This window comes from Actinoplanes sp. NPDC051411 (assembly GCF_040682075.1).
Classification (GTDB): domain Bacteria; phylum Actinomycetota; class Actinomycetes; order Mycobacteriales; family Micromonosporaceae; genus Actinoplanes.
Genome location: NZ_JBFBAD010000137.1, coordinates 1 through 26,519, shown reverse-complemented (window position 1 = coordinate 26,519; position 26,519 = coordinate 1). Strand labels below are relative to the sequence as shown.

At 71.4% G+C, this 26,519-nt stretch carries 24 protein-coding genes and 1 pseudogene; 17 read left to right on the top strand and 8 right to left on the bottom strand.

Annotation, left to right across the window (positions count from 1 at the left end):
• The first annotated feature begins 2,331 nt into the window (after positions 1 to 2,331).
• A complete protein-coding gene (locus tag AB0M88_RS44410; RefSeq protein ID WP_364112720.1) occupies positions 2,332 to 3,246 on the top strand; it encodes an SDR family oxidoreductase in 915 nt (304 codons plus the stop codon).
• Positions 3,243 to 4,097 carry a helix-turn-helix transcriptional regulator gene (locus AB0M88_RS44405; RefSeq protein ID WP_364112718.1) on the top strand — a complete coding sequence of 285 codons (855 nt, stop codon included), beginning with the start codon at positions 3,243 to 3,245 and terminating at the stop codon, positions 4,095 to 4,097. The genes AB0M88_RS44410 and AB0M88_RS44405 overlap by 4 nt, the downstream gene beginning before the upstream one ends.
• Here AB0M88_RS44405 and AB0M88_RS44400 read toward each other — a convergent pair.
• The gene (locus AB0M88_RS44400; RefSeq protein WP_364112716.1) at positions 4,051 to 4,791 is read right to left on the bottom strand and encodes an NAD(P)H-binding protein; all 741 of its coding nucleotides are present in this window, start codon (positions 4,789 to 4,791) and stop codon (positions 4,051 to 4,053) included. The genes AB0M88_RS44405 and AB0M88_RS44400 overlap by 47 nt on opposite strands.
• 120 nt (positions 4,792 to 4,911) lie before the next feature.
• Between AB0M88_RS44400 and AB0M88_RS44395 the strand changes: the two genes are divergently transcribed.
• From AB0M88_RS44395 to AB0M88_RS44370, 6 genes are all read left to right on the top strand, one after another.
• On the top strand, positions 4,912 to 6,183 hold the full coding sequence (locus AB0M88_RS44395) for a peroxidase family protein (protein WP_364112714.1): 1,272 nt from the start codon (positions 4,912 to 4,914) through the stop codon (positions 6,181 to 6,183).
• Between the two features lie 43 nt (positions 6,184 to 6,226).
• The gene (locus AB0M88_RS44390) at positions 6,227 to 8,491 is read left to right on the top strand and encodes an EAL domain-containing protein (protein WP_364112712.1); all 2,265 of its coding nucleotides are present in this window, start codon (positions 6,227 to 6,229) and stop codon (positions 8,489 to 8,491) included.
• 56 nt (positions 8,492 to 8,547) lie between these two features.
• Positions 8,548 to 11,085: a CHAT domain-containing protein gene (locus AB0M88_RS44385; protein WP_364112710.1), complete on the top strand. Its 2,538-nt coding sequence runs from the start codon at positions 8,548 to 8,550 to the stop codon at positions 11,083 to 11,085.
• Between the two features lie 51 nt (positions 11,086 to 11,136).
• Entirely contained in the window at positions 11,137 to 11,769 is a 633-nt protein-coding gene (locus tag AB0M88_RS44380) for a response regulator transcription factor (RefSeq protein ID WP_364112708.1), read from the top strand.
• Positions 11,770 to 11,839: 70 nt separating this feature from the next.
• Positions 11,840 to 12,973, top strand: a complete 1,134-nt coding sequence (locus AB0M88_RS44375; protein ID WP_364112706.1) for a DUF418 domain-containing protein — start codon at positions 11,840 to 11,842, stop codon at positions 12,971 to 12,973.
• A complete protein-coding gene (locus AB0M88_RS44370) occupies positions 12,970 to 13,992 on the top strand; it encodes a histidine kinase (RefSeq protein ID WP_364112704.1) in 1,023 nt (340 codons plus the stop codon). Before AB0M88_RS44375 ends, AB0M88_RS44370 begins: the two co-directional genes overlap by 4 nt.
• On the opposite strand, the gene AB0M88_RS44365 is transcribed toward AB0M88_RS44370, so the two are convergent.
• Entirely contained in the window at positions 13,935 to 14,711 is a 777-nt protein-coding gene (locus AB0M88_RS44365) for a C1 family peptidase (RefSeq protein WP_364112702.1), read from the bottom strand. The genes AB0M88_RS44370 and AB0M88_RS44365 overlap by 58 nt on opposite strands.
• Positions 14,712 to 14,782: 71 nt before the next feature.
• Here AB0M88_RS44365 and AB0M88_RS44360 point away from each other — a divergent pair, with 71 nt between their 5' ends.
• The 4 genes from AB0M88_RS44360 to AB0M88_RS44345 are packed head-to-tail and all read left to right on the top strand — an operon-like array spanning position 14,783 to position 16,894.
• Complete coding sequence (locus tag AB0M88_RS44360) at positions 14,783 to 14,938, top strand: hypothetical protein (protein ID WP_364112701.1); 156 nt, start codon at positions 14,783 to 14,785, stop codon at positions 14,936 to 14,938.
• Positions 14,929 to 15,216 carry an aminotransferase class III-fold pyridoxal phosphate-dependent enzyme gene (locus AB0M88_RS44355; protein WP_364112699.1) on the top strand — a complete coding sequence of 96 codons (288 nt, stop codon included), beginning with the start codon at positions 14,929 to 14,931 and terminating at the stop codon, positions 15,214 to 15,216. The genes AB0M88_RS44360 and AB0M88_RS44355 overlap by 10 nt, the downstream gene beginning before the upstream one ends.
• Positions 15,213 to 15,791 (top strand): SigE family RNA polymerase sigma factor, encoded by a 579-nt coding sequence (locus AB0M88_RS44350; protein WP_364112722.1) that lies wholly within the window; start codon positions 15,213 to 15,215, stop codon positions 15,789 to 15,791. Before AB0M88_RS44355 ends, AB0M88_RS44350 begins: the two co-directional genes overlap by 4 nt.
• Positions 15,788 to 16,894, top strand: coding sequence for a hypothetical protein (locus AB0M88_RS44345; RefSeq protein ID WP_364112697.1), 1,107 nt, complete (start codon positions 15,788 to 15,790; stop codon positions 16,892 to 16,894). Before AB0M88_RS44350 ends, AB0M88_RS44345 begins: the two co-directional genes overlap by 4 nt.
• Before the next feature lie 77 nt (positions 16,895 to 16,971).
• Here the strand turns inward: AB0M88_RS44345 and AB0M88_RS44340 are convergent, their stop codons facing one another.
• Complete coding sequence (locus AB0M88_RS44340) at positions 16,972 to 17,937, bottom strand: MFS transporter (protein WP_364112695.1); 966 nt, start codon at positions 17,935 to 17,937, stop codon at positions 16,972 to 16,974.
• A gap of 139 nt (positions 17,938 to 18,076) precedes the next feature.
• Here AB0M88_RS44340 and AB0M88_RS44335 point away from each other — a divergent pair, with 139 nt between their 5' ends.
• Positions 18,077 to 19,834 (top strand): discoidin domain-containing protein, encoded by a 1,758-nt coding sequence (locus AB0M88_RS44335; protein ID WP_364112693.1) that lies wholly within the window; start codon positions 18,077 to 18,079, stop codon positions 19,832 to 19,834.
• A 288-nt stretch (positions 19,835 to 20,122) separates the two neighbouring features.
• Here the strand turns inward: AB0M88_RS44335 and AB0M88_RS44330 are convergent.
• Positions 20,123 to 20,808: pseudogene (locus AB0M88_RS44330) on the bottom strand (transposase).
• A 173-nt stretch (positions 20,809 to 20,981) separates the two neighbouring features.
• Between AB0M88_RS44330 and AB0M88_RS44325 the strand changes: the two are divergent.
• Both AB0M88_RS44325 and AB0M88_RS44320 read left to right on the top strand, forming a co-directional pair.
• Positions 20,982 to 21,227, top strand: coding sequence for a hypothetical protein (locus tag AB0M88_RS44325; RefSeq protein WP_364112691.1), 246 nt, complete (start codon positions 20,982 to 20,984; stop codon positions 21,225 to 21,227).
• A gap of 105 nt (positions 21,228 to 21,332) precedes the next feature.
• The gene (locus AB0M88_RS44320; protein ID WP_364112689.1) at positions 21,333 to 21,506 is read left to right on the top strand and encodes a hypothetical protein; all 174 of its coding nucleotides are present in this window, start codon (positions 21,333 to 21,335) and stop codon (positions 21,504 to 21,506) included.
• Between the two features lies 1 nt (position 21,507).
• On the opposite strand, the gene AB0M88_RS44315 is transcribed toward AB0M88_RS44320, so the two are convergent.
• Genes AB0M88_RS44315 through AB0M88_RS44300 form a run of 4 tightly spaced genes read right to left on the bottom strand, consistent with a single transcriptional unit; the run spans position 21,508 to position 25,074 of the window.
• Positions 21,508 to 22,281 (bottom strand): NAD(P)-dependent oxidoreductase, encoded by a 774-nt coding sequence (locus tag AB0M88_RS44315; protein ID WP_364112687.1) that lies wholly within the window; start codon positions 22,279 to 22,281, stop codon positions 21,508 to 21,510.
• Positions 22,278 to 23,288, bottom strand: a complete 1,011-nt coding sequence (locus AB0M88_RS44310) for an amidohydrolase family protein (protein WP_364112685.1) — start codon at positions 23,286 to 23,288, stop codon at positions 22,278 to 22,280. The genes AB0M88_RS44315 and AB0M88_RS44310 overlap by 4 nt, the downstream gene beginning before the upstream one ends.
• Positions 23,285 to 23,959, bottom strand: a complete 675-nt coding sequence (locus AB0M88_RS44305; RefSeq protein ID WP_364112683.1) for a 4-carboxy-4-hydroxy-2-oxoadipate aldolase/oxaloacetate decarboxylase — start codon at positions 23,957 to 23,959, stop codon at positions 23,285 to 23,287. The genes AB0M88_RS44310 and AB0M88_RS44305 overlap by 4 nt, the downstream gene beginning before the upstream one ends.
• Positions 23,959 to 25,074 (bottom strand): alcohol dehydrogenase catalytic domain-containing protein, encoded by a 1,116-nt coding sequence (locus AB0M88_RS44300; RefSeq protein WP_364112681.1) that lies wholly within the window; start codon positions 25,072 to 25,074, stop codon positions 23,959 to 23,961. The genes AB0M88_RS44305 and AB0M88_RS44300 overlap by 1 nt, the downstream gene beginning before the upstream one ends.
• Before the next feature lie 55 nt (positions 25,075 to 25,129).
• Between AB0M88_RS44300 and AB0M88_RS44295 the strand changes: the two genes are divergently transcribed.
• Complete coding sequence (locus tag AB0M88_RS44295) at positions 25,130 to 26,032, top strand: ABC transporter substrate-binding protein (RefSeq protein ID WP_364112679.1); 903 nt, start codon at positions 25,130 to 25,132, stop codon at positions 26,030 to 26,032.
• Positions 26,029 to 26,493, top strand: coding sequence for an RpiB/LacA/LacB family sugar-phosphate isomerase (locus tag AB0M88_RS44290; protein WP_364112677.1), 465 nt, complete (start codon positions 26,029 to 26,031; stop codon positions 26,491 to 26,493). Before AB0M88_RS44295 ends, AB0M88_RS44290 begins: the two co-directional genes overlap by 4 nt.
• Positions 26,494 to 26,519 lie beyond the last annotated feature (26 nt).

Sequence of the window (26,519 nt, the reverse complement as noted above, 5' to 3'; positions counted from 1 at the left end):
TGCTCGACGCACTCATCCAAGCCGCCACAGGAAACCCCTGGATCCCCACCACCAGCTGAAAAACACAGCGTATCCGGGCACCTATCCAGTCACGAAAAGATGTCAGACCCGTGTGCTTAAATAGCCCCACCCAACACAGGGTGGGGGATTGGTCTCGTCAGCCATTCTTTCTGACTTTTTGGCATGATCCAATGCTGGCGAATGCGCCTGATCCCGCGGGAGAATTGTCTCGTGCGACAGCTTCAGCTTTTTACCCCGGCGGAATTGGCCCAAATGCGCGACCGGACGGCGTCGCGTAATTACTCGCCTGAGCGTGACGAGTTCCGCCGGGAGCATGAGCGTCACCGCGCTTGGGGCCTTGTGCGGCGTCATGCTGCGAAGCTGCATTACCTGCGGGCCGCCGCCGGTCGACCGGCGACGGCAGGCATGGATGGCCCTGCGCTCCAACGGCTTTCACCGCGGCCGCCTTTCACCAAGGAGGTCGCGTCCGGGGCTGGAGCCCGCCGACCCCTTGAGGCGATCGAGCGGCTAGACGGCCCTTCTGATCCGGCACGGTCATGCCCCCATCCGGCAGACGATCAAACGGAGGCTGCCCATCGGCGGGCATCGGAGACGACCGCGCAGGCTGCCCTTTCTGATCGCGCACACCGGGGCGCCCGTCGGGGTAGCGGGACTGATCCCGCTCTAGCCGCGGCCGCTGCACTCGGCCCTGCGGACGGCCCGACCGGCATCGACGAAAAGATCGGCCCGAAGACCGAAGGCGGCCACCACGGTGGATGCATCCCGGCTAACCCGACTGGCCGGGGCAACGCGGCTGACGCAGCGGCGCCGGCTGGCACGGCGAGGGCGGCTGGCACGGCGAGGGCGGCTGGCACGGCGAGGGCGGCTGGCACGGCGAGCACGGGCGGCGCCGTCGGTAGGGCGAGCACGGTGAGCGTGGTCGGTGGGGCGAGCACGGCCGGCGCGGTGAGCGCGGTGAGCGCAGTGAGCGCGGTGCGATCGTCGTGCGAGACCCCGTTGTCGAGCGTGTCTCAGCAGCCAAGCGTGGGGCTACCGTCTCGCACGGCTGGAGCGTTCAATGCGGTCGGCACAGTCGGCGCCGGCAAGATGGCGGGCGCTGCTGAGGTGCGTAGGTCGATCCGGCCGGGCGTCGCGGCGAGGCTGGAGCAGTTCGGTGGGCGATGTGCGTCAACCGGTTCCGGTGGGCCGGTCGGGTCGGGCTCGTTGGCGGTCGGCTGGTTTTCCGAACGGTCACAATGGCTGTGCAGAGCTGGTTCGGGCGCGGCATTTTCGGCGCCGCCACCTGGTCACGAATCTCTTTCGGCGAGGCGCATATCCCCGTTCGCATCTGTGGTAAGGGCCGACCTTGGAGTGGGCTGTCGCGGTCCAATTCTGGGTTGGAATCGTCTTGGCAAATTCTGGCAGAATCGACTTGGGAGGCGATCGTTACGGGATCTACTCGCCTATGGCGTATCGCCGCGGCGGTATCGAAAGGTGTTCGATACAGACCGGTGGTCTTGGACGGCCGCTTCGGTCGGGGTCCTCCGCGGGCAAGCCGATGCAGCGGCTGAGATTGTCGGTTGGGGTTGTCCCCGCAGGCGTTGCCTTCTTTGCCCGACTCGGATCAAGTTGGGATCAGCACCTACACGGGCGAGCGGCTCCGCGCCCGAGTCACGGGGTGGCAGGTGAAGGGCGATCAAGGGCGAGGCCTGGCAGGTGAAGGGTGTGGCAGGTGAAGGGCACCGGATTTTAAGGGCGAGGGGCGGCCTCTGGGCATCGACGGCGGTGGGCTGATCAAGGTGCGGCCGGGGTCGTCGCAGTGTCGAGGTCATCGGCGGCGGCCTCCGTGAGGGGATTGTCGGCGGAGCGCGGTCAGTTGGCCGGCCAGCCCAGGGCCTTGGTGTCGTCGCCGTGGCCACCGACGATGTCGCCGGTCAGGACGTAACGGCAAGCGCCTGTGCCTAGGCCGTAGATGTAGCTGCCGTTGGCCGCGAACTGGGTGCCGGCCGGCGCAGCCCCGAGTCGATCACGCGCATCCCGCCGTCGCGGAGCCGGCGTCGGCGTCGGCTCCGGCTCACCATCGGGACACCGCGGTGTGCTCCGCCGGCGGTCGGAAGCGCCAGTCCGGCCCGCCCGGCCGTCGCGGCCGAGAGCGGTGATCCGGCCACCGAAAGGCAGATCTGGCTGCCGAACGGCGGGAGGCGGCGGCGGGGGGACGCGGCGGCGGGGAAGGCGGCCGGGAGCCTTGTATCAGGAGACCATGGCTGGCGGGCGGCCATCGCGGCAGCGTTGAGACAAACGCCACCTGAGCTCGGAGCTACCGTGAACAGAGTGAGTCTGCCGTCCGACCTTGACCTGCGCGGACGCCGTGCCCTGGTGACCGGGGCGAGCGGTGGCCTCGGGCTGGAGTTGGCGGCCCGCCTGGCCGGTGCCGGGGCCGAGGTGCTGCTGGCCGTACGCGACGAGGTCAAGGGTGAGGCCGCGCTGGAGCATGTCCGTGGGACGGTCCGCGATGCCGACGTCTCGCTGCGGACCCTCGACCTGGCCTCGTTGAAGTCGGTGGCCGAGCTGGGCGACCGGTTGAGTGCCGAGGACCGGCCGATCCACCTGCTGGTCAACAACGGCGGGGTGATGACGCCCGCGACCCGGCACCTCACCGCCGACGGGCTGGAGCTGCAGTTCGGCACCAACTATGTCGGGCATTTCGCGCTCACCCTCCGGTTGCTTCCGCTGCTGAGCCGGGGGCGGGCGCGGGTCACCACGGTTACCAGCAGTGCCGCCCGGACGGCCAAGCTTGACTGGGCCGACCTGCAGGGTGAGCGGAAATACCGGGCGGTCAAGGCGTACGGGCAGTCGAAGCTGGCCGATCTGCTGTTCGCGCTGGAGCTCGACCGCCGGAGCCGGGCCGAGGGGTGGGGGATCGTCAGCAACGCCGCTCACCCGGGTACCACGCTGACCGGCCTGTACGCCGCCGGGCCCAATCTGGGGCGGGACCGGCCGGCGCCGCACGAGGCGCTGATGACGCGGCTCGCCCGGTGGGGTGTGTTCGTGCACCACGTCGGGCCGGGCGCGCTGCCGATCCTCTATGCCGCGGCCGCGCCGCTGGCCGTGGGTGGGCGGCTTTACGGGCCGGACGGGTTCGGGCAGTTCACCGGCGGGCCGGCCGAGTTGGTGGTGTACCGCGCCGCGAAGGACGAAGGGCAGGCGGCGAAGTTGTGGGACTTCACGATGGGCATCACGCGATGACGGTGGACCGGGCGAGGCTGGCCGCCTATCTGCGTACGCGCCGGGAGGCGTTGCAGCCCGAGGATGTCGGGCTGCCGCGCGGGCAGCGCCGCCGCACCAAGGGTTTGCGCCGCGAGGAGGTCGCGGTGCTCAGTGACATGTCGATCGACTACTACACGCGGCTGGAGCAGCCGCGGGGGCCGCACCCGTCGGAGCAGATGCTCGGGGCGCTCGCGCGGGGGCTGCGGCTGTCGCTGGAGGAGCGGGACCACCTGTTCGGGCTGGCCGGATATGCCACGCCGCGGCGGTCGGCCGACAGCGGGCACATCAACCCGGGCATGCTGCGGATTTTCGACGGGCTGAGGGACTCGGCGGCCCAGGTGGTGTCGGGTGTCGGCGAGACGATGTTGCAGACCCGGCTGTCGGTGGCGCTGACCGGGGACGAGAGCGTCCACAGGGGACTCGCGCGGAGCTGGCACTACCGGTGGTTCACCGACCCGGCGTCGCGGCTGATCTACCCCGAGGCGGATCACGACGAGCACAGCCGCACGATTGTGGCCGACCTGCTCGCCGCGTACGGGAAAAGCGACCGTGCGAAAGCGGTCGTCGAAGCCCTCGGGGCGGTGAGCCCGTCTTTTGCCCGGATTTCCCGGGAGCACCCGGTGGCGGCGCGCTACTGCGGGCCGAAGCGGATCGTGCATCCGGAGGTCGGGCTGCTGGAGCTGAACTGTCAGCGGCTGGTCGACCCCGACGCGACCCAGCTTCTCGTGGTCTATACCGCGGCGCCGGGCACCGAGAGCCACGAGAAGCTGGAGCTGCTGTCGGTTATCGGCGTGACGCCAGCCAGTCGCGGAACGTCGTCTTGGCGATGACGGCGCCCTCCTTGGCGATCAGCGCGTCGCCCGGCGCGGCCGCGAACATGCCGGCCGTGTCGTCGGTGACCACCGGGCGCTGGTCGCCCTGCGCGGCCAGCGTGATCTTGCCCAGCTCGTCGAGGCGGAAGACCTCCGGGCCGGCGATCTGGCGGGTGCCGTTGAGCGCCGGGCCGGCGCAGACGTCGGCCACCTGGGCGGCGACGTCGGCCGAGGCCATCGGCTGGATCGGGGTGGGCGGCAGGTGTACGCCCTTCTCGTCCACCACCCAGTCCATGACCGACGGGATGAACTCGAAGAACTGGGTCGCCCGGACGATCGAGTAGGGCACCGGGCCGGCCTTGAGCAGGTCCTCCTGCAGCACCTTGGCCCGGTAGTAGACCAGGTCGGGCACCAGTTCGGCGCCGACGATCGACAGGATCACCACGTTGCCGACGCCGTGCTTGGCGGCCGCGCCGATCAGGTTGTCCATGGTCGTCCGGAAGAAGGCGGGGGAGGCGTCGTCGAAGGTCGGCGAGTTGCTGAGGTTGGCCACGACATCGGCGCCCTCGAGGGCCTCGTCCAGGCCCCGGCCGCTGAGCAGGTCGAGTCCGGTCGACGGCGACTGCGGGACCGCCTCGTGCCCGGCCGCGTTCAGGATCTTGACGACCTGCGAGCCGATGAGCCCGGTTCCGCCGATGACAGCGATCTTCATGGTGTCTGCCTTCCGTGAGGTTCGGTTCGCAGGCTTAGACCGGACAGCCCCGGGATTTGTGACGTCACATTTCGCGACCCGGTCCGGTCATAGCTCGGTGACGCGCCAAGGAGGACGTAAATGGCCAGGAACTGCCTCAGCCCGGTCCGATCCGTCGACCACCCGACCGGCCCGGCCCGCTACGGCCGGATGTTTCCGGGCCTCGAACCGTTGAGCGAGGACCCGGCCCGGCTGATGGGGGCGGGCGGCGAAGGCGGGATCTGCGACGGTGTCGTCGAGGACGCCGGTGACGCCACCGAGGCCGCCGGGTGGCCGCTGTTCGGGCAGATCGTCGCCCACGACATCACGGCCGACCGCTCGCCGGTCGGGATCGCCGTCGACCCGGAGGCGCTGCGCAACGCCCGCAGCCCCAAGCTCAACCTGGAGATGCTCTACTCGGACGGGCCGGTCGGCTCGGCCTACCTGTTCGACGTCGACGACCCGGCGAAGTTCCTGTTCTCGGCCGGCGGCCACGACGTGCCGCGCAACCAGCAGGGCGTGGCGCTGATCGGCGACCCGCGCAACGACGTCCACTTCTTCGTGCTCGGCCTGCACGTCGCGCTGCTGCACGCGCACAACCGCTTCGTCGACCGGCTGCGGGCCGACGGGGTGCCCGAGGCGGAGGTGTTCGACCGGGCGCGGATCATGCTGACCTGGCACTACCAGTGGGTGGTGGTGCACGACTTCCTGCCCCGGCTGGTCGGCGCCGACCTGGTCGAGGAGGTGCTGGCCGAGGGCGGCACCTGGTTCGCGCCGCGGCCGATGGAGGCGTTCATCCCGCTCGAGTTCGCCGACGCCGCCTACCGGTACGGGCACGGCCAGATCCGGCCCGCCTACCGCCTCGTCGAGGGCGGCCCGGCTCTCCCGCTCTTCCCCGACCTGGTCGGTTTCGGGCCGGTCCGGGAAGGCCGGCGCCTCGACCTCGGCCAGATCTTCGACGTGCCGGGACGGCCGCCCGCGCAGCGCGCCAAGCGGCTCGACGGGAGGCTGCCGGCCAGCCTGATCGGGTTGCCGCGGCAGGTGACCGGGGCGGTCGACACGGCGGCGTACAGGTCGCTGGCCGTTCGCGACCTGCTGCGCGGGGATACCACCGGTCTGCCCAGTGGTGAACACGTGGCCTCGGTGATGGGAGTGCCGGTGACCACGACCGGCTGGGCCCACGGGACGCCTCTCTGGTACTACATCCTCAAAGAGGCCGAGCAGTTCTCCGACGGCAACCGGCTCGGGCCGGTCGGCGGCCGGATCGTCGCCGAGGTGCTGATCGGGCTGCTGCGGGCCGACCCCGCGTCGTATCTGAGCCGGGAAGCCTCCGTGGCGCCGGAGTTCGGTCTGACCGACCTGTTGTTGCCGTAAGGCAATTACTCAGGAGCAGGCGCCTCGTGCCGACTGAACGGAGGTGACCAGAGCGCTTCTCCGCGACCCCGTTCTCTGGGGTGCCGCGCTGCTGTCGCTCATCACCGTCGTCCTCCTGCTCGCCCTCTCCGGCGACCCGCACCGGCAGGCCCAGGTGCTGTGGGCGACCCAGCCGCCGCTCGACATCGCCTGCGTGTGGACCTCGTGGCGGATCCAGGCGGTCGCCACCGGGCCGGTCCGGCGGTTCTGGCGGGTGCTGGCCGGCGCGTTGGCGCTGTGCACCGTCGGCGACAGCGTTCAGGCCACGCTCCTGATCACCGGCCCGGCCGATGCCACCGAGGCCGGCGGCCCGGTGCAGTCGGCCCTGCTCGCCGTCGCCCAGCTCGCCGTGACGGTCGTCATGCTGATCCACCCGGCGGCCGACCTCGGCCGGCGGGCCCGGCTGGCCCGCTGGCTCGACTCGATCTCGGTGTTGGTCGGCGGCTCGGTGGTCGCCTGGTGTTTCGCCGTGGGCTCCGGCGGTCCGCAGGCGGCCGGGGCGATCGTCGCCGCGGTGACCGCCTTCGCCGCGGTCAAGATGGTGCTCTCCGGCACCGCGCCGGTGCACCGGCTGGCCGCGCTGCCGATGACGGTCGCCGTGGTGCTGCTGGGCGTCGGGCTGATCAGCGGCGCGGCGGGCCTCGCCGGTTTCATCCCGGTGCTGGCGTCCCCGCTGATCGTCGCCGGCCCGCGGATCCAGCAGGCGCTGACGCGCCGGACCGAGAACCCGTTCGGGTCAAGGCGGCGAAAGCCTTACAGCTTTGCCCCGTACGCCGCGGTCAGCGCGGTCTTCGCGGCGCTCGTCGTCACCCTGCCGACCGGAGTGTCGATCCGCCTGTGGGTCGCCGTCCTCGGCGCCATCGTGGTGGTGGCGCTGGTCGTGGCCCGGCAGCTGGTCGCCTTCCAGGACAACGTGGCGCTCCTCGACGAGCTGCGCCGGCAGGAGGCCCGGCTGCGCGACCAGGCCCAGTACGACGGGCTGACCAAACTGGCCAACCGGGCCCACTTCCACGACGGGCTCGCGGCGTCCCTGGCGGCCGGGCCGGTCGCGCTGGTGCTGGTCGACCTCGACCACTTCAAGACGGTCAACGACACGATGGGCCACGCCGCCGGGGACACGCTGCTGGTCGAGGTCGCGGGCCGGCTGCGCACCGCCGTACGGGAAAACGAGCTCGTCGCCCGCCTCGGCGGTGACGAATTCGCCGTGCTGTTGCCGGGCGAAGCGGCGGCCTCGGCCGACGCGGTCGCCGAACGCATCCTGTCCTCGCTGGCCAGTCCGGTGCGGCTGATGCACCAGGACGCGGTGGTGGTGCAGTGCAGCATCGGGGTGGCGTCGGGCTCCGACCTGACCCAGCTCCTGAGCGACGCCGACATCGCGATGTACGCGGCCAAGGACCGGGGCCGGGCCACCTGGGTCCGGTACACGCCGTCGCTGGGCCACCGCATCCGCCGCACCGCTGAGCTCGCCGTCGGTCTTCGCGACGCCCTGGAGAAGGACCAGTTCCGCCTCGTCTTCCAGCCGATCGTGCACCTCGAGACCGGCGCGCCGATCGGGGCGGAAACGTTGCTGCGGTGGGACGCGGGCCCGGGCCTCGGGGCGGTGCCGCCGTCGGAGTTCATCCCGGTCGCCGAGGAGAGCGGGCTGATCGTGCCGATCGGGCGCTGGGTTCTCCGGTCGGCGGTGCGCCAGCTGGCGTCGTGGCGGGCCGCCCACCCGGCCGCCGCCGGGATGCGGATCGGGGTGAACGTGGCCGGGCGGCAGCTGCGGGAGCCGGGCTTCGCGGCCTCGGTACGCGAGGCGCTCGCCCAGGCCGGGCTGCCCGGCCCCAGCCTGATCATCGAGGTCACCGAGACCGCGGTGCTGGACGACCCGGCGGCGATCGAAACGCTGTACGCGTTGCGCGACCTGGGCGTGACGCTGGCGCTGGACGACTTCGGGACCGCGGCCTCCTCGCTCGGGCTGATCCTGACCTGCCCGATGACCGGTCTGAAACTCGACCGCTCGTTCGTCGAGAACGTGACCACGGCCGAGCGGCCGCGGGCGGTGGCGCGGGCGGTGAGCCAGATCGCGGGAACGCTGAACCTGTCGGTGGTCGCCGAGGGCATCGAGACGGTCGAGCAGGCCGAGGCGCTGCGGGAGATGGGCTATCGCCTCGGGCAGGGTTACCTCTATGCCCGGCCGGCCCCGGCCGCCGAGTACGCGGCCCGATGGCTCACCGGCGAGCCGCGGATGGCCGTCACCGGGGCCGCGTCCGGAACACACGGTTGACCTGCGGGTCGGCTACGTGACAGCACGGCGGCCGGTCGCCGCCGGACCATGGAGGCATGACCAGTGCGACCCTCCCCGCCGTCGTCACCGACCGCGTGGCCGAGCTCTATGCGGCCGGCGTGGCGGCGTCGAGCGGCGGGCGGCCGTCGGTCGCGATCCGGAACCTGCGGTCCGCGCTGCGGCTGCTGGACGGCCGGCCGGACTCCGAGCAGCGCGCGCTGCTGTTGATCAGCCTGGCCTGGCCCGAGTCGGAGGTCGGCCACCTGGCTCTGGGCTTTCGCCTGCTCGACGAGGCGGAGGCCCTGCTGCCCGAGGACCGTCGGGCCGCCCTGCGGGCGCAGCGGGCGCTCCTGCTGTGCCGCAACGGGCGCAAGGAACTCGCCCTCGTCGAGTACGACGCCGCGATCGCCGGGCTCCGCGATCCGGGCAGCGCCAACGAACTGACCCGGGCGCTCAACAACCGCGCCGTGCTGCACTTCGACGCCGGACGGTTCGGCGCCTCCCGGGACGACCTGCTCCGGTGCCTGCGGGTCGCGACGACGCACGGCCTCGAGCTGGCCGCGGCGATCGGCCGGGTCAACGTGGGCTGCCTGGAATCGGTCGCCGGTGATCTGCCGTCGGCGCTGCAGGCGTTCCGCACCGCCCGCGAGGAATATCAGCGTGTCGCGCCGGGCCGGCTCGCCGGGCTCGGCGTGGAACGGGCGAGGACCCTGGCCGCCGCCGGCCTGTTCCGGGAGGCGGACGAGGAACTGGCCGCCGCGCTGGAACACTACCGCGGTCAGCGCCAGAGCCACCTGTACGCCGACGCGCTGCAGACCCGGGCCGAGGTGGCCCTGCTGAGCGGTCGGCCCGGGCAGGCCGCCGAGTGGGCCGGCCAGGCCCGCGCGGAGTTCCGCCGCCGCGGCAACCACCGCCGATCGGCACTGACCGCGTTACTCGCCCTCCGCGCCGAGTACGCCGACGCCGGCCCCACGGCCGCGGCGGCCGAGCGTGGACGGCGACTCGCCCGCCGGCTGCACCGCATCGGACTGCCCGAGGACGCCCGGGTGGCCGCGCTGGTCGCCGCCCGCTGCCTCGTGCGTACGTCATCGGCCCGCCGCCCGGCGGGCGCCGCCGCCGGCCTCCTCCGCCGGTACGGCCCGCCGGGCCGCCTCGACCGGCTCGACACCCGCCTGCTGTGGCATCTGACCCGGGCCGAGATCGCCGCCGCGGCCGGGCGCCCGGCCGCGGCCACCCGCCACCTGCGGGCCGGCATGGAGGGCCTGCACCGCTACCGGGCCCAGTTCGGCTGCCTCGACCTGCAGACCGGCGCCTCCGCCCACGGCCAGGACCTGGCCCGGGCCGGCCTGCGATCGGCGCTCGCGGCCGGCTCACCGTCGGCCGTCCACCGCTGGTCGGAGCGGGCCCGGTCGCAGGCCCTGCTGCTCGCAGCGGTCCGGCCGCCGGACGACCCGCGGGCCGCCGCGGCCCTGGAAGAACTACGCCAGACCAGGTACGCGCTGCGCACCGCCGAACTCACCGGACGGCCGACCGCGGCCCTGCGGGCGCAGGCCGAACGGTTGCAGCGCGCCGTCCGCGAGCATTCCTGGTCACTGAGCGCCCCGCAGCGCACCGACAACAGACGGCCGGCCCAGCTGGCCGACCTGCGCGCCGAGCTGGGCGACGCCGCGCTCGTCGCCTACCTGCGCGACGGTCCGGCGCTGAGCGCGCTGGTGGTGACCGGAACCTCGGCGACCGTGACCCCGCTGGGCGACTTCCGGGCCGCCGACCAGCCGCTCCTGCGCCTGCGCGCCGACCTCGACACCGGCGCCGGCCGGGCGATGCCGCCCCGGCTGTCCGAGGCCGTGGCCGCGGCGACCCGCCGCGACGCGGCCCAACTCGCGGACGTCCTGCTGGCGCCGCTGCGCTCGGCCATCGGCGACCGGGAACTGATCGTGGTCCCCACCGGCCTGCTGATGACCACGCCGTGGGCGTTGCTCCCCGACTGCGCGGGCCGCCCGGTGACGGTGGCCCCGTCCGCGACCACCTGGCTCGCCGCCCGCCGCCGGGCCCGCGCCGCCACCACCACCGGCGCCGTGCTGGTGGCCGGGCCCGGAATCGCCCGCGGCGATCAGGAGGTTCGCGCCATCGCCGGCCTCTACCGGTCCCCGACGGTGCTGACCGGCGCCGGCGCGACCCCGGCCGCGACCCTGCGCGCCATCGACGGCGCCGCGGTCGTCCACATCGCCGCGCACGGCCGGCACCAGGCGGAGAACGCGCTGTTCTCCTCACTCGAACTGGCCGAGGGGCCGCTGTTCGGCTACGACCTGCAGCGCCTGGCCGCGCCGCCGGCGATGGTCGTCATGTCGAGCTGCGAACTCGGCCTGGCCGACATCCGGCCCGGCGACGAGAGCTTCGGCATGGCGTCGGCCCTGCTGGCCGCCGGTACGACCACGGTCGTCGCCAGCGTGAGCCGCATCGACGACGAAACCGCCCGGACCGTGATGACCGACTTCCACCGGACCCTGACCGCCGGCGACCCGGCCGCGCACGCGCTGGCCGCCGCGACACCGGCCGACTCGGCGGCCGGCTTCGTGTGCCTCGGCTGCGGTTGACGGGCGGCGCCGACCGGACCGCGCGGTCGGCCGGTCGGATACCGTGGCGCGGTGAGAGTCGTCGTTGCGGAGGACCTGGCACTGTTGCGGGACGGCATCGTCCGGATGCTCGAGGCGTACGGATTCGAGGTCGTCGCCGCCGTCGGCAGCGGGCCTGAGCTGCTGAGAGAGCTGATCGACCGCAAACCCGACGTCGCCGTCGTCGATGTGCGGCTGCCGCCGACGTTCACCGACGAAGGACTCAAGGCGGCCCTCGCCGCCCGCAAGGAGGTCGCCGGGCTGCCGGTGCTCGTGCTCTCGCAGTACGTCGAGCGGCTCTACGCCCGGGAACTGCTCGCCGACCAGCGGGGCGGCATCGGCTACCTGCTCAAGGACCGCGTCTCGGACATCGGCGAGTTCATCGGCGCGGTCAAGCGGGTCGCCGCCGGCGGCACGGCCCTCGACCCGACGGTCGTCGCCAAGCTGCTCGACCGGCGCGAACTGGGCCAGCTGACGCCCCGCGAACGGGAGGTGATGGCGCAGATGGCGCAGGGCCGGTCCAACGCGGCCATCGGCACCGCGCTGTTCATCACCGAGAAGGCGGTCGCCAAGCACACCAACAGCATCTTCGCCAAGCTCGGCCTGCAGTCCTCGGACGACGACAACCGGCGCGTGCTCGCGGTGCTCAAATACCTCGAAGGGTAGTAGTAGTACCACTGCGGGACGGGTTCCAGCCTCCTCGTGACGGGCGGCCGGAACGGCCAGGCTCAATGGCATGACTCAAGCGGTGCTGGAAAAGACGCAATACAAGCGGGCGCTCGCCCCCGACCTTCTCCGCGGCTCCATGCTGCTGTTCATCGCGCTCGCCAACGCGGCCAACTTCGCCTTCGCCGGGCAGCCGGGGCTCGACGGCACGCCGCACGGGCCGGCGCGGGTCGTCAACCTTCTGATGAGCCTGTTCGTCAACAGCCGGGCCTATCCGGTGTTCGCCATCATGTTCGGCTACGGGCTGGTGCAGATGGCTCGGCGGTACCCCCGCAAGACGCTGGTGCGCCGCAATGTCGCGCTGATCGGGTTCGGGTTCATGCACGCGACGCTCCTGTATTTCGGGGACTTCCTCGGCGCGTACGGGATCGTCGGGGTGATCTGCACCCTGCTGTTGCTGCGCCGCAGCGACCGTTTCCACCGCCTCATTCTGTGGCTCTGGGGTCTGCAGACCGTCGAGGCGATCGTCCTGGCCGTCGTGATGGTCTTCAAGGTGCACGCCGGCAACGCGGTGCTGACCAACAGCCCGAACCCGTCGCTCGGCGCCGGCAGCTACCGCGCCTCGCTGGTCGACCGCCTGCACGAGTGGCCGGTGCACACCGCGACGGTCATCCCGTTCATCGTCATCGTCTGGCTCGGGATCTGGGCGGCTCGCCGCCGGCTCCTGGAGGAGCCGGCTTCGCACCGTACGCTGCTGCGCCGTGCCGCCGTTGCCGGCTTCGCCATCTCGATCGCCGGTGGCCTGCCCTACGCCCTGGTGTCGGCCGGGTGGCTGCACGTCGACACCGGTAGCGTCCAGCTCATGAGCCTGCTCCACGACGTCACCGGCGAGTACGGCGGTGTCGGCTACGTCGCCCTGTTCGGCCTGCTCGCGATCCGCCTGAGCGCGAAGTCCCGCCTGGTCGCCCCGGTGGTGGCGCTGGGCCAGCGGTCGCTGAGCGGCTACCTGTTCCAGTCCGTGGCGTGGCTGGCCCTGTTCTCGCCGTGGGCCCTCGACCTCGGCGGCAGCACCTGGTGGGCCCTGTTCGCGGCGGTCGCGGTCTGGACCGGTTCCTGTGTCGCGGCCGGCCGGATGAGCGCCGCCGGCTATCGCGGTCCGGCCGAGACCGTGCTCCGGAGGATCGCCTACCGGAGCGCCGCGTGACCCGGCGAATCGCCATAGCGGTGGCCGTCGTGCTCTGCGCGGCGGCCACGCTGGCCTGGGCGACGATCACCGGAGGCTATTTCTGGCCGCGCTGGGTCTACTTCGGTTTCGGCACGGTGGCGGCGGCCGTCTTCCTCTTCGGCCGGGCGCTGCGATATGAGGGCCGGAAACGCTGGCTCGCTCTCGACGCGGCCGCGGGCGGGCTGCTGGTCGCGGTCGACCTGGCCACGTGGGTGCTCAGCGGCGGCGGCTACTTCTGGCCTATGTGGATGATGCTCGGGGTCTCGGCGATCCTGACGTTCCACTATCTGATGTACCGGCGACCGCCCGGCCGCCGCGAGCGGGAACTGGTGGAACGGGTCAGCACGCTCACCCGTTCGCGTTCGGGGGCGCTCGACCGGCAGGCGGCCGAGCTGAAGCGGGTCGAACGCGACCTGCACGACGGCGCCCAGGCGCGGATGGTGTCGCTGGCGCTGAGTCTGGGGCTCGCCGGCGATCTGCTGCGCCGCGATCCGGACGCCGCCGGGCGGCTGCTGGAGGAGGCCCGTACGACCGCGGTGGCGGCCCTCGACGATCTGCGGGCGGTCATGCACAGCATTCACCCGCCGGTGCTGGCCGACCGGGGACTCGGGGACGCCGTACGCGCTCTGGTCCTGGATCTCGCCGTGCCGGTGACCGTGACCGGGCAGCCGCCGTCGCTGCTGCCGGCGGCGGTCGAGACCGCCGCCTATTTCGCCGTCGCCGAGTGTCTGAGCAATGTGGTCAAACACAGTGGAGCGACGATGGCCGAGGTGGCCTTCGTCGACCGGGGCATCACCGTCACCGACAACGGCCGGGGCGGTGCCGACCCGATGAAGGGCAGCGGACTGCGGGGGATAGCCGAGCGACTGGAGGCGGTCGACGCCACCTTGGCGATGCGGAGCCCGGCCGGCGGACCGACCGAGCTCACCATCGAAATCCCCTACTCGACCTTCGAGATCTTCCAGAAGTCGGACGCCAGCCCACGGTCGGTCAGATAGGCGTACGGCATCGTGAAGTAGCCGCCGTCGCCCCAGTTCGGCCCCCACGAGTTGCGGACCGAGAACCGGGCCGTGGCGTCGTCGTAGCCGACGGCCAGCACCGCGTGCCCGCCCAGCACCGTCTCACCGGCGGCGGGCAGCCGCACCTCGCCGGTCTGTGTGACCCGCGGGTCGCGGAAGCTCTCGTAGACGGTGAACCCGAAGACGAACGGGTAGCCACCGGCCAGGCAGCCGCGCAGCTGGTTGAGCGTCTGCGGGATCCGCTGGTAGGCCAGGGACTGGTTGTCGAGCGCCGACCGGTAGCACGACGCGGGCGGCTTCTCGGTGAACCGCTCTATGGCGTACTTCCAGTCGTCCTCGGTGCAGACACCCTGCTTGTTGACGCTCTTGATGCCGTCACGGATCATGGCGCCGCTGTCGCTGTCGACGGTGCCGAGAATGACCCGCTCGTTGTAGTAGATGAATAATCGTGACGGCATGAAGTCCGGCGAGCCCTGCTTGAGCAGATCGAACTCGAAGGCCCCGCCGATCGCGTTGGCCGTGCAGCTGCCCAGATCACCCTGGTCGTAGACGGTTGGTGGACACTGCGGGCGCAGGTCGACGCTCGGCGGGAGGGTGCTGAGCACCGGGGCCGGCGTGCTGAAGATGTGGTCACGGTGGTCGGGAAGGTCAGGAACCCAGCCGAAGCGGCCGTTCTGACGCGGAGTCGGTGTAGTCATCTGCTGACTGTGGGTCGGGTCACCCATGAGCGGAAGGAAAGTGTCCGCTGTCAGACGTGTATACCAACCGCATGGATGAACCGTTCTGGCTGATCGACGCGCAGTCGGTCGGCAGCCTGGCCGCCTGCATCATCGAGCCGATCCTCAGCTCGGGCGGCGTGCTCGACCTGCCACCCGGCTATCTGGCCGCGCTGCGGACAAGTGCCACGAGCGTGGCATGCTGCTGATCCTCGACGAGGCGCAGACCGGCCTCTGCCGGACCGGCGAGTGGTATGCGTTCCAGCGCGACGGTGTGGTGCCCGACATCCTCACCGTCTCGAAGACGCTCGGGGCCGGGCTGCCGCTGGCCGCGGTCATCACCAGCGCCGCCATCGAGCAGGCCGCCCACGACCGCGGCTTCCTGTTCTTCCGCATCGCCCCGCCGCTGACGTCGACGACCGGCGAGCTCGACCTGGGCCTGGAGATCCTCGATCAGGCGATCGGCGAGGTCTCCGCGCGTCTCTGAGAACCGCTTTTCCGTACGCCCGTAAGCCGTGCAACCTTTCCCGTCCCCGCCCACGACAGAACAGTGACGGTCGTCGACGGAGGGAGCGGGAGTACGCGGATTACGTGTCGGGCCGGTTGTCCCGGCTGCATCGCACGGCCTACCTCCTCTGCGGTGACGCGGACCGGGCCGAGGACATCGCGCAGGTGACGCTCACCGCGCTCTACGTGAACTGGAAGCGGGCGGCCCGGGCCGACAACCTCGACGGCTACGTGCACCGGATCCTGGTGCGGCGCTACCTCGACGACCGGCGGCTGCGCTGGTCGCGGGTGCGGCTGGGCGACCTTCCCGACGTGCCCGCGGCCGACGAGCAGAGCCGGCTCGACGACCGGGACGAGCTGCTGACCGCGCTGCGGGCGCTCCCCAGAGGCCAGCGGGCGGTGGTCGTCCTGCGCTATCTGAGCGATCTGTCGGTGGAACAGACCGCCGAGGCGCTCGGGCGTTCGGTCGGCAACGTCAAGAGTCAGTGCTCGCGGGGCCTGGCCACGCTGCGCGAGCTCATGGAGGCGGTTCCTCAGGAAAGGACGCGGTCGTGATGAACGAGCAGGAACTGCGGGAGCGGCTCGACGCGGCGGAGGTGCCGCCGGTCCGGCTCACCGTCGAGGATCTGGTGGGATCGGGACGGCGGCGGGTGCGGTGGCGGCGCACCTGGCAGGCGGCCGGCGCGGTGGCGCTGGCGACCGGGGTGCTGCTGGCGACGCCGACGGTCCTGTTCGGCCATGGGGGTGGTCAGGTTCCGCCGGTCGCGGCGCGCCCGGTGCGGTGCCCGGTGGAGGCCCTTGCGCTGCCTCCTGGTGCGGGCCCGGTGAGCGCGGACGCGGTCGACCCGTCCGGCCGCTACATCCTGGGCAACGAGGACGCCGGCCCGCCCGTCGCCGGCGGCGGCCTCGAGAAGACACGGCCGGTGCTGTGGACCGACGGGCGCCCGCGGGTGCTGCCGCTCATCACGACGACGGCCCGGGCGACGGCGGTCAACGCGGGCGGGGTCGTGGTCGCGCTCGCCGCGGTCGGCGGGTCGCAGGACTGGAACGCGATCGTGCGGTATACCGACGGCCGGCCGGCCCGGCTCGACCCGCCGCCCGGCAAATGGCTCTTCAGCGGCAACGTGAAGATCAACACCGCCGGGGACATCCTGGTCAGTGCCGCCTCGCACACCACGGCGGCGGTGTTTCTCTGGCCGGCCGGCTCGACCACCGGCGTCCGGCTGCCGCTGCCCGCGGGCGCCGCCGGGTTCGACCGGACCGACGACGGGACGATCGTCGGTCACGTTCTCAGTGACCACGGCCGCAAGCTCACCTCGTACGCCTGGGACCGCAAGGGAAACGGCCGTGAGCTGACCGCCCCGGCCGGGCAGGACGCCGATGTCTTCGCGGCCCGCGGCGAGTGGGCGGCCGGCAACCTGCGGCCCTCGGGCGCCGCGGCCCGCTGGAACCTGCGGACCGGCGCCCTGACCGTGCTCGACGGCGTGCGTGGTCAGGCGATCAGCGTCAATGTGGAGGGCTGGATCGTCGCCGGGGGAGGTGTCTACCGCGACGGGGCCCCGGTGAAGCCGGCCCCGGGCTATCCGGTCGCGATCGCCGACGACGGGACCGTGGTCGGCTCGCTCGGGCCGGCCCCGCTGGCTTGGCGCTGCCGCTGACCGCCGGACCGGCGCCGGCGGAGTCTTCGATCATCGGGCCGGGGTCGTGAGCGGGCCCGCCGAAACACCCGGGCGGGTCACGCCGGCCACGACCATCGGCGCGCCGCACAGGGCCAGGGTCCAGCCGACCGGGAGGTGCCCGGCCAGGAGCCCGGCCGCGAGGGCGCCCAGCGGCTGGAAGACGCCGAACGTGAGCATCCGGCCGGCCACGTTGACCCGGGAGAGCAGCCGGTCGGGCGTGTGCGACATGCGCACGGTGATGCGATCGCGCCGGCCATGAAGAGCAGGCCGAGGCGGCCGTCACCGGTGACGATGCGGAACTTCTCGGCCGCGTACACGACGAGCAGGCCGCTCACCGCGCCGGTGGCGATGGCGGATGCCGAACCGAGCGCCGTGAAGAGCCGGATCGTCGGCTCGTGGAAGAGGTAGGCCAGGCCCTCCCGGATGTCGGCGAGCAGCCCGGTGCGCTCCGGCGCCGGCCGGTGGAGCGCGGTGCGGATGCGGGCGACGAAGAGCGCCGACAGCAGGAAACTGGCGGCGTCGACCGCGATCGTCGCCTGCGCCCCGATCGCGGCGATCGTCACGCCGGCCAGCGCCGGTCCGCCGATCTGCACCGCGGCCGTGGTCGACCAGATGCGGCTGTTGGCCACGGTCAGCTTCTCGCGGGGCACGAGCGCCGGTACCGCGCCGAAGTTGGCCGCGTCGAACCAGACCGACACGCTGCCGCTGACCCAGGCCACGACGATCAGCTGGACGGCGGGCGCCCGGCCGAACAGCGCGACCACCGGGATCGACGCGAGCAGCACCGCGTTGACGAGGTCGGAGGTGACCATGATGAGGCGCCGGTCGGCCCGGTCGGCCTGCGCGCCCGCCACCAGCCCGAAGACCAGGTACGGCGCGGCGATCGCGGCGGCCAGCAGCGAGGTCAGCAGCGCCGAGCTGGTCTGCGCGTAGACGAGCGCGGGCAGCGCCACGGCGGTGAAGGCGCTGCCCGCGGTCGAGACGCCGCGCGCCAGCCAGAGCCGGGCGAAGTCACGATCCACCCCGCGACGATAGACCGGCGGCTATGCGGCCGGCTGCCCCGCCGAGTTGCGGAATTCTTGACAGCGACACGTTAACAAGTGGAGGGTGAGAAAGCGCTTCCCCGAGCGCATCGCTTCACCATCCCCTTTGAGGTGATCCATGTCCACACGGCTCAAAGCCGGCCTCGCCACGCTCGTCGTCGGCATCGCCGCAGCGGCCCAGTTCCTCCCCTCGACGGCGGCCGGCGCGGCCGTACCCCCGGCACCCTCAGGATTCGCACTGACCTGGGCCGACGACTTCAACGGCGCCGCCAACACGGGTCTCGACACCGGCGTCTGGCGCTACGACGCCGGCGCCGGGGCCAACTTCGGCACCGGCGAGATCGAGACGACCACGACCAGCACCGCGAACGTCTATCAGGACGGCCAGGGCCACCTGGTCCTGAAAGCGCTTCACACCGGCACCGACCCCAACTCGGGCTGGACCTCGGGCCGCGTCGAGACGCAGGCCGACGGGTTCGGCGCCCCGGACGGCGGCGTCGTGCGCATCGAGTCGGTGCTCAAGCAGCCCGACGTCAACACCTCCAACGGCCTCGGCTACTGGCCCGCCTACTGGATGGTCGGCTCGCCGCTGCGCGTCGGCATCCCCTGGCCCGGCTCGGGCGAGATCGACGTCATGGAGAACATCAACGGCCACGACTCGCTCTTCTCCACGCTGCACTGCGGCGGGCTGGCGCCCGCACCCAACCCCTGCAACGAATACACCGGCATCGGCTCCGGGGAGCGGGCTTGCGCCGGCTGCAAGGCCGGTTTCCACAAGTACGCGGCGGAGATCGACCGTTCGGTGCGGCCCGAACAGATTCGGTACTACCTCGACGACGCCAACATCTTCACCATCAACTCCGGTCAGGTCGACGCGACGACCTGGAACAACGCGATCCACCACAACTTCACGCCGATCTACGACCTGGCGATCGGCGGCCAGTTCCCGGCCGCGTTCGGGGGTGGCCCGACCGCGGCCACGGTCTCCGGCGGCCACCTGGACATCGACTACCTGGCCGTCTACAACAAGCCGCCGGCCGCCCAGTCGGGCTGGGGCAGCAACGTCGCCGCCGGCAGGACGGCCACCTCGTCGTCGAACGAGAGCGCCCAGTTCCCGGCCTCCAACGTCACCGACAACGACCAGGCCACGCGCTGGTCGAGCGGGTTCAGCGACCCCCAGTGGGTGCAGGTCGACCTGGGTAAGAACTACAACCTCAACCACGTCTCGCTGAACTGGGAGGCGTCGGCGGCCAAGTCGTACCAGATCCAGACGTCGACCGACGGCACCAACTGGGCCACGGCGTACACCAACACCAACGGCACCAGCGAGCACGTCGACGCGGCGGTCGGCGGCACCGCCCGCTACGTACGGGTCAACGGCACCGCCCGGCAGTCGCAGTACGGCTACTCGCTCTACGACCTGAAGGTGTGGAGCACCGACAACGGTGGCGGCGGCACCACCACTCCGCCTCCGCCGCCGCCCGGCAACACGCTGCTGTCGCAGGGCAAGCCGACCACCGCCTCGTCGTCGGAGAGCACCACCGCGTTCCCGGCCTCGGCGGCGACCGACGGCAACACCGGCACCCGCTGGTCGTCGGCCTTCTCCGACCCGCAGTGGCTCCAGGTCGACCTGGGCGCCACCCACACGATCAGCTCGGTCAACCTCAACTGGGAGACGGCCGCGGCCAAGGCGTTCCAGGTCCAGACGTCCAACGACGGCACCAACTGGGCCACCATCTATTCGACCACCACCGGGGCCGGCGGCAACCAGACCCTCACGGTCGCCGGTTCCGGCCGGTACGTGCGGATGAACGGCACCCAGCGCACCACCCAGTACGGCTACTCGCTCTGGGAGTTCGGCGTCTACGGAAGCTGACCCCCTCTCCAGCGGCGGCGGCCGGCGTCACCCCGGCCGCCGTCGCGACAAAACGGCCTGCTCGTGGCGGCCGCCGCGGTCGGCGTGTGACGCTGCTGGTCGCGGCCCGCCAGGCTGTAGCCCTGCGGGACAACACTCACCGGGCCGACCACGACGCGCTCAGCGGGCCGGCCACCCCGGCGCACTGCGGCCGAACTGGCCCGCAGCGCCGACCCGATCGGCGTCGCCCTGGTCAACCCCGACAACTTCAAGGCGATCAACGACGCTAGGGCGCGTTTCATAAACGGGTCAGAGCCATTCGCTGATGAGGGTGATGGTGAGGACGGCCTGGTAGCGGACGGCGAGTTGGTCGTATCGGGTGGCGACACCGCGGTGGCGGTTGATGCCGCACTCGACGGCGTGGCGTTGCCGGTAGTTGAGCGGGTCGAAGCCGGGTGGCCGGCCGCCTTTGGATCCTCGCGCTTTGTGGTGGGCGTCCTGGTCACTTTGGTGGGGGATGCACGCTTCGGTGCCGCGTGAGCGTGGGTGCGCCCGGTTGGCTTTTGAGGTGTAGGGGCCTTGTCAGCCAGGACCAGGTCCGGGCGGGTGCGGGGATGCCCGCCACCGATCCGGGCATCTTTGGGGGCACCGGCGGCGTGTTGGTGGGCGCGGCTGGTCATCGAGTCGACGCTGACGTCCCAGTCGATGCGACCGGCCGCGTCGGCCAGGGTTTGCAGGGTGGCCGGGACACGGTCCCGGGTCCCGTCGCGTTGCGAGCGGCGGAACAGGCCGTAGATGGTTTGCCAGGGTGCGTACTCGGCCGGGACGTCACGCCAGGCCAGCCGATCCGGATCCGCCAGCGGATCCGGTCGATGAGCCGGCGTCTTGTCCATTTCGGCGGACGCCCCCGGTCGACGGCGCCGGCAGCAGCGGGGCGAGAGTCGCCATTGCGCGCCGGTGAGGTCGTGCCGCCTCGTCACCGCGAGGGTGGCCACGAGGTCTGCGGTGCAGGGTGCTTCTTGGTCGTTGTACCAAGTACCGGAGACCTCGTCAGTTATCGATCACCGCCACGCCGTGACCTCACCGGCGGCCCATCTTCTGAAACGCGCCCTGGGCCACGCGGTCGGCGACGTCCTGATGGCCGAGGTGGGCACGCCGGATCGAGGCGGTGGTTCCGGCGGCCGGTGTCACCGCCCGGCTCGGCGGCGAGGCGCGGGCGCTGGGCGTGCGGGTCGCGCTCGACGACTTCGGTACGGGGCCACTCGCCCCTGACCGTCCTGCTCACCTGCCCGGCCGAGCCGTCATCCCGCTTCCGGGAAGCGCTTTCCGCCGCCTGACCAACGCGGGCGCGGCTCGGCCAGTCGGCGTGCTCGGCCATGAGGACCAGCTTGCCCGCGACGTGGACCGGAGCTGAGGGCGCCCGGGCCGGCCTCCCCGGCTCGCCACCCGGCGGCGGGGCGCCGGATGCGGCAGACTCGTCGATGTCGCCGTCGAGAACGCCGGACACCCGGGGGGCGTCTTGAGCAAGGTCGTCATCGGGGCCGGGCTGGCCCTCACCATCGTTCTGCTCGTGGTCAGCGTGATTCTGATGGTCGCCGGCGGCGAGGCGCTGCACGTGTGGGCCAGCGTCGCGCTGATGGTCTCCTGCGCGGTCCTGGTCGTCGTGATTCTCCTGAGGCCGTTCGCCAAGTGAGCTAGCCGAGCAGGTCGCGCACCGCGTCGACGGTGACCGTGGGCATCAGGCGGCGGGACAGCTCGGCCACCGGCAGCGGCTCGCCGACCTCGGTCGCCATCGCCGCGGCGACGTCGATGTCCTTGGCCCACCAGGTGAACTTCATCAGTTCAAGTTCACGCAAGGTTCGGGAATCGGTTCCGCCCTGCCGCAGCGCGGCGCGCAGTGCCGCGGGTTTCACCCCGTACGCCTCGGCGAGCCGGAAGGACTCGACGATGGCCACGATCTCGGCCCAGTGGATGAGGTTGCTGGCCGCCTTCGCGACCTGTCCCGCCCCGACCGGCCCCAGCACGTGGTAGCCGCTCGCGATCACCTCGAAGATGTCGTCCAACCGGGCCGCGACCGCCGGGTCGCCGCCGACGAGCAGGTTGAGCGTGCCGCCCTCGGCCCCGCGGATGCCGCCGGTCAGCGCCACGTCGAGCACGTCGACGCCGTGGCCGGCCGCCCGCGCCGCCAGCGAGGCGCACGTCGACGGCCGCACCGACGAGCAGATCGCGATGACCTGGCCGGGCCGGGGCGGGTCGAGCAGGCCGGTCACGACCGCGGTCACGTCGTCGTCGGCCGGGACGACGACGAGCACGACATCCGCCGCGTGGAGCCGGTCGACCCGGCGTACACCCGCAAGCGTGACGTGCGGATCGAGGCCGAGCACCTCGAAGCCGTGCCCGGCCAGTCGCGAGGCGATGGGCCCGCCCATCGCGCCGAGGCCGGCCACCCCGACCACCGGGCGGGTCACGCGAGCACCTTGTTCAGGCGCGGGTAGACGATCCGGGCGTTTTCCGAGGCGATGCGTTCCCGGTCGGCCGGCGACAGTGGAGCGGCCGCGAAGTAGGCCGTCGTGTCGTCCCACGATTTGCCGGTCGCCGGGTTTTCGCCGCGGACCGCGCCCAGCATCTCGGCCGCGAACAGGAGGTTGCGGGCCGGGACCACCGAGGTCAGAAGGTCGAACCCGGCCTGGTGGTAGACGCAGGTATCGAAGTACACGTTGCCCAGCAGATGGTCGGACAGCGGCGGCTTCCCGAGCCTCGTCGCGAGGCCCTCGAAGCGGCCCCAGTGGTAGGGGACCGCGCCGCCGCCGTGCGGGATCACGAAGCGGAGCGAGGGGAAGCGGGCGAACAGGTCGCCCGCGACCAGCTGCATGAAGACCGTGGTGTCGGCGTTGAGATAGTGGCCGCCGAGCGTGTCGACCGCCGGATTGTCCGATGAGGACACATGGATCATCGCCGGGATGTCGAGCTCGGTGATGACCTCGTAGAGCGGGAACCAGAACTCGTCGGTGAGCGGCGGCGCGGTCCAGAAGCCGCCGGACGGGTCGGGGTTGAGGTTGCAGCCGACGAAACCCAGCTCCTCCACGCAGCGCCGCAGTTCCAGGATCGGCTCCACAAGGGACCCACCCGGCGTCTGCGGCAGCTGGCAGACCGCCCCGAACCGGCCCGGGAACAGCCCGGCGACCCGATGCACCAGGTCGTTGCTGACCCGCGCCCAGTCGCGCGCCACCGAGCGGTCCGGGCGGTGGTGCTCCATGCCCGAGGCCTTGGGCGAGATGAGCATGACGTCCTCACCTCGCTCGTCCATCAGGCGCAGCTGGTTGCGCTCGATCGAGTCGGCGATCTCCTGATCGGAGATCACCGGCGGGTCGGGCCGGGCGGTCCGGCGATCGCCCATCCAGGCGATCTGCTTCTTCCGGTACGCCGTGAGCTCGGCCGGAGTCGTCGTGTAGTGACCGTGGATGTCAATGATCATTGGTAGGTCAGTCCCTTGGCGGCGAGGGCGTCGCGCATGCCCGACACGTCGAGGCTCAGTTCCCCGGCCGCGTAACGCTTGCGGGAGACCGCCTCCTTGTCCTCGCGGGCGCGGGAGGCGGCGAGGACCTCTTCGGCGTCGGCGCGCGGCACGACGACCACCCCGTCGGCGTCGGCCACGACCACGTCGCCCGGGTCGACGATCTGCCCGGCGCAGACGATCGGCACGTTGACGCTGCCGAGCGTCTCCTTCACCGTCCCGGTCGCCGAGACGCAGGCCGACCAGACCGGGAAGCCCATCGCCTCCAGCTCGGTGACGTCGCGGCAGCCGGCGTCGATGACCAGGCCGCGCACGCCGCGGTAGGCGAGCGCGGTGGCCAGCAACTCGCCGAAGTAGCCGGCGTCGGAGAACGAGGTGGGCGCCACGACCAGCACGTCGCCGGGCCGGCACTGCTCGACCGCGACGTGCAGCATCCAGTTGTCGTTCGGCGGGATGCTGACCGTGACCGCGGTGCCGGCGATGTGGGCGCCCTTCCAGATCGGCTTGATCCGGGGGCGCATCAGACCGGTGCGGCCCTGCGCCTCGTGGACCGTGGCCACGCCCAGACCGGCGAACGCGTCGACGATGTCCGGCTTCGTGCGCTCGGGATTCTGGTTCACGACGTGGGCCATCAGAGGTCCCGCCAGGGCAGCAGCGACACGTGGATGACGTCCTCGCCGATTTCGCCGCCGACCGCCCGGATCGCGGTGTCGACATCGGCCAGTCCGTACGTGCGCGTCGCCAGTTCCTCGAGCGGGAACCGGTGGGACGCGAGCTGGGAGAGCGCGAGCTCGCACGAGCGGAAACTGTGCCCGCGCGCGCTCTTGATCGTGATCGCCTTCTCGGTGAGCTTCTTGACCGGGAAGTCCGGGAACGCGGCCAGCTCACCCTGGATCAGCAGCGTGCCCTCGCGGCGCTTGAGCACGTCGATGCCGAGCAGGACCGGGGCGGTTCCGGCGCCGGCCGTGCAGTCGAGCACGACGTCGAGACCCTTGCCGCCGGTGATCTCGCGGATCCGCTCGCGCGGGTCCTCGCTGGTCACGTCGATGACGACGTCGGCGCCGAGCTTTTTCGCCAACTCGAGCCGAGCCTTGTCGCGAGCCGTGCCGGTGACGACGATCAGCGAGGCGCCGGCCTGCTCGCACGCGACGACCTGCGACAGCCCTTGTTGCCCCGGGCCCTGGATGAGCACCGTCGAGTCGTAGCCGACGCCGCCGGCGACCAGCGCCCACTCGATGCCGTTGGACAGCGGGGTGACGAGGCCGCCCAGCTCGGCGGTGACGTTGTCGGGGACCTTGTGCACGACCGCGTTCCACGGCAGGTACATGTACTGCCCGAAGCCGCCCCACAGGCGGCCCGGCTTGTCGGACGAGGTGTAGCCGTAGCGGCGGGCGTCCGGGTTGGTGCGCCAGTCGGTCAGCTCGCAATGACGGTACTGCCCGACGCGGCACCACTCGCAGCGGTAGCACCCGACGTAGTGCTCGACGAAGACGCGGTCACCGTCGCGTACGCCATGGCGCTCGCGGAAAACCGCGCCGGACCGTTCGATGATGCCGATGTTCTCGTGGCCCATGATCACCGGGTCGGGGAACGGCGGCTTGCCGTACATCTTCACGTCGGTGCCGCAGATGCCGGCGACCTCGACCCGCATCAGCGCGGAGTCGTCGGGGACCTCAGGCATCGGGAACTCGCGGATCTCGGTCGTACTCGGTGCCGTACGGACCGCGGCGAGGACGGACTCGGCCATCTGACCCCCAGGTTTTTAGAAGACTAATGGTCTAACCGTTTGCTACCATACCAACGTGCTGACCTCAGTTTCCAGGCCCTCGGGAATCAACCGGGCCGTCACCGACGGCTCGGTGCAACCGGCCGGCTACCAGCTCGACTGGCAGGATGTCCCGGTGCTCGTCCAGGCCTTCCGGCGGATGGTCCGATCCAACGAGTTCGACGTGTGCGAGATGGCGGCCACGACCTACCTGGTCGCCAAGGAACACGGCGCGACATTCACCGCGCTCCCGGTCTTCCTCGTACGCGGGTTCCACCACGGCGCGATCATGCGTCTCGACGGCGGCCCGATCGACCACCCGAAACAGCTCGAAGGCCGGGCCGTGGGCGTCAACCGCGGCTACACGGTCACCACCGGCGTGTGGGCCCGATCCGTGCTCCAGGACGAATACGGTGTCGACCTGTCCCGCATCACGTGGGTGCTCTCGGGCGACGAACACGTCGCCACCTACCGGCCGCCGTCGAACGTGGTGTCGGCGCCGTCCGGCCCCGGCCTCGCCGAAATGGTCGCCTCGGGGGAACTGGCGGCGGCGATCGGAGTGCCCGGCGGGGACGGCCTGGTACCGCTGATCCCCGACCCGGCCACCGCGGGACTGGCCTCGCTGCGCCGCACCGGGATCTACCCGATCAACCACCTGCTGGTCGTCCGCGACCCCCTGCTGGAGGCCGATCCCGACCTGGCGCCGGCCCTGTTCGAGGCGTTCGCCGAAGCCAAGCGGCGCTACGTGGCCGCCGGTCTCTCCGAACTGGACAGCAAGGTCGCCGAGATCACCGGTGCCGACCCGGTGCCGTACGGTCTCGAGGCCAACCGGCACGTCCTCAACGCGCTCGTGCGAGCCGCCCTCGACCAGGGGATCCTGACCCGCCCGCCGGTGCTGGAAGAGCTGTTCGCTCCCGGCACCTGGAACCTGTCGGCTTGAAAGGGATTGCTGTGCGCATCGCCATCGCGGCCGACCACAACGGGGTCGCCCTCAAGTCGCAGCTGATCGAACGGCTGTCGGCGCACGGTCACGTGCTCGACGACTGCGGAACCAACGGGCACGAACTGGTCGACTATCCCGCCCTGTGCCTCGACGTCGGTCACCGGGTCGCCCGGGGGCAGGCCGACCGGGGGATCATCGTCGGGGGTAGTGGGCAGGGGGAGCACATCGCTTGTAACAAGATCCATGGGGTTCGAGCGGGATTGGGTTTCGACCGGTTCACTACCGAGATCTCGCGGCTCAACAACGACAGCAATGTGCTGATCCTCGGGGCCAAGGTGGTTTCGGCTGCTCTTGCTCTTGAGCTTGCTGATTTGTGGTTGGTTACTGGTTTTCGGGGTGGGATTCATCAGCGTCGGGTTGATGCTCTTATGGCTATCGAGGTTGATGAGTCTCGGTAGGTGGGTTGGGGTTTCTTGCGCTGGGA

What these genes read in the sequence shown, in the direction of transcription:
- AB0M88_RS44305 (WP_364112683.1), bottom strand. Translation starts at nt 23,959, where the DNA reads ATGGCCCACGTCGTGAACCAGAATCCCGAGCGCACGAAGCCGGACATC.
- AB0M88_RS44355 (WP_364112699.1), top strand. Translation starts at nt 14,929, where the DNA reads ATGCTGCTGATCCTCGACGAGGCGCAGACCGGCCTCTGCCGGACCGGC.
- AB0M88_RS44400 (WP_364112716.1), bottom strand. Translation starts at nt 4,791, where the DNA reads ATGAAGATCGCTGTCATCGGCGGAACCGGGCTCATCGGCTCGCAGGTC.
- AB0M88_RS44375 (WP_364112706.1), top strand. Translation starts at nt 11,840, where the DNA reads ATGACTCAAGCGGTGCTGGAAAAGACGCAATACAAGCGGGCGCTCGCC.
- AB0M88_RS44310 (WP_364112685.1), bottom strand. Translation starts at nt 23,288, where the DNA reads ATGATCATTGACATCCACGGTCACTACACGACGACTCCGGCCGAGCTC.
- AB0M88_RS44385 (WP_364112710.1), top strand. Translation starts at nt 8,548, where the DNA reads ATGACCAGTGCGACCCTCCCCGCCGTCGTCACCGACCGCGTGGCCGAG.
- AB0M88_RS44365 (WP_364112702.1), bottom strand. Translation starts at nt 14,711, where the DNA reads ATGACTACACCGACTCCGCGTCAGAACGGCCGCTTCGGCTGGGTTCCT.
- AB0M88_RS44395 (WP_364112714.1), top strand. Translation starts at nt 4,912, where the DNA reads ATGGCCAGGAACTGCCTCAGCCCGGTCCGATCCGTCGACCACCCGACC.
- AB0M88_RS44360 (WP_364112701.1), top strand. Translation starts at nt 14,783, where the DNA reads ATGGATGAACCGTTCTGGCTGATCGACGCGCAGTCGGTCGGCAGCCTG.
- AB0M88_RS44300 (WP_364112681.1), bottom strand. Translation starts at nt 25,074, where the DNA reads ATGGCCGAGTCCGTCCTCGCCGCGGTCCGTACGGCACCGAGTACGACC.
- AB0M88_RS44405 (WP_364112718.1), top strand. Translation starts at nt 3,243, where the DNA reads ATGACGGTGGACCGGGCGAGGCTGGCCGCCTATCTGCGTACGCGCCGG.
- AB0M88_RS44335 (WP_364112693.1), top strand. Translation starts at nt 18,077, where the DNA reads ATGTCCACACGGCTCAAAGCCGGCCTCGCCACGCTCGTCGTCGGCATC.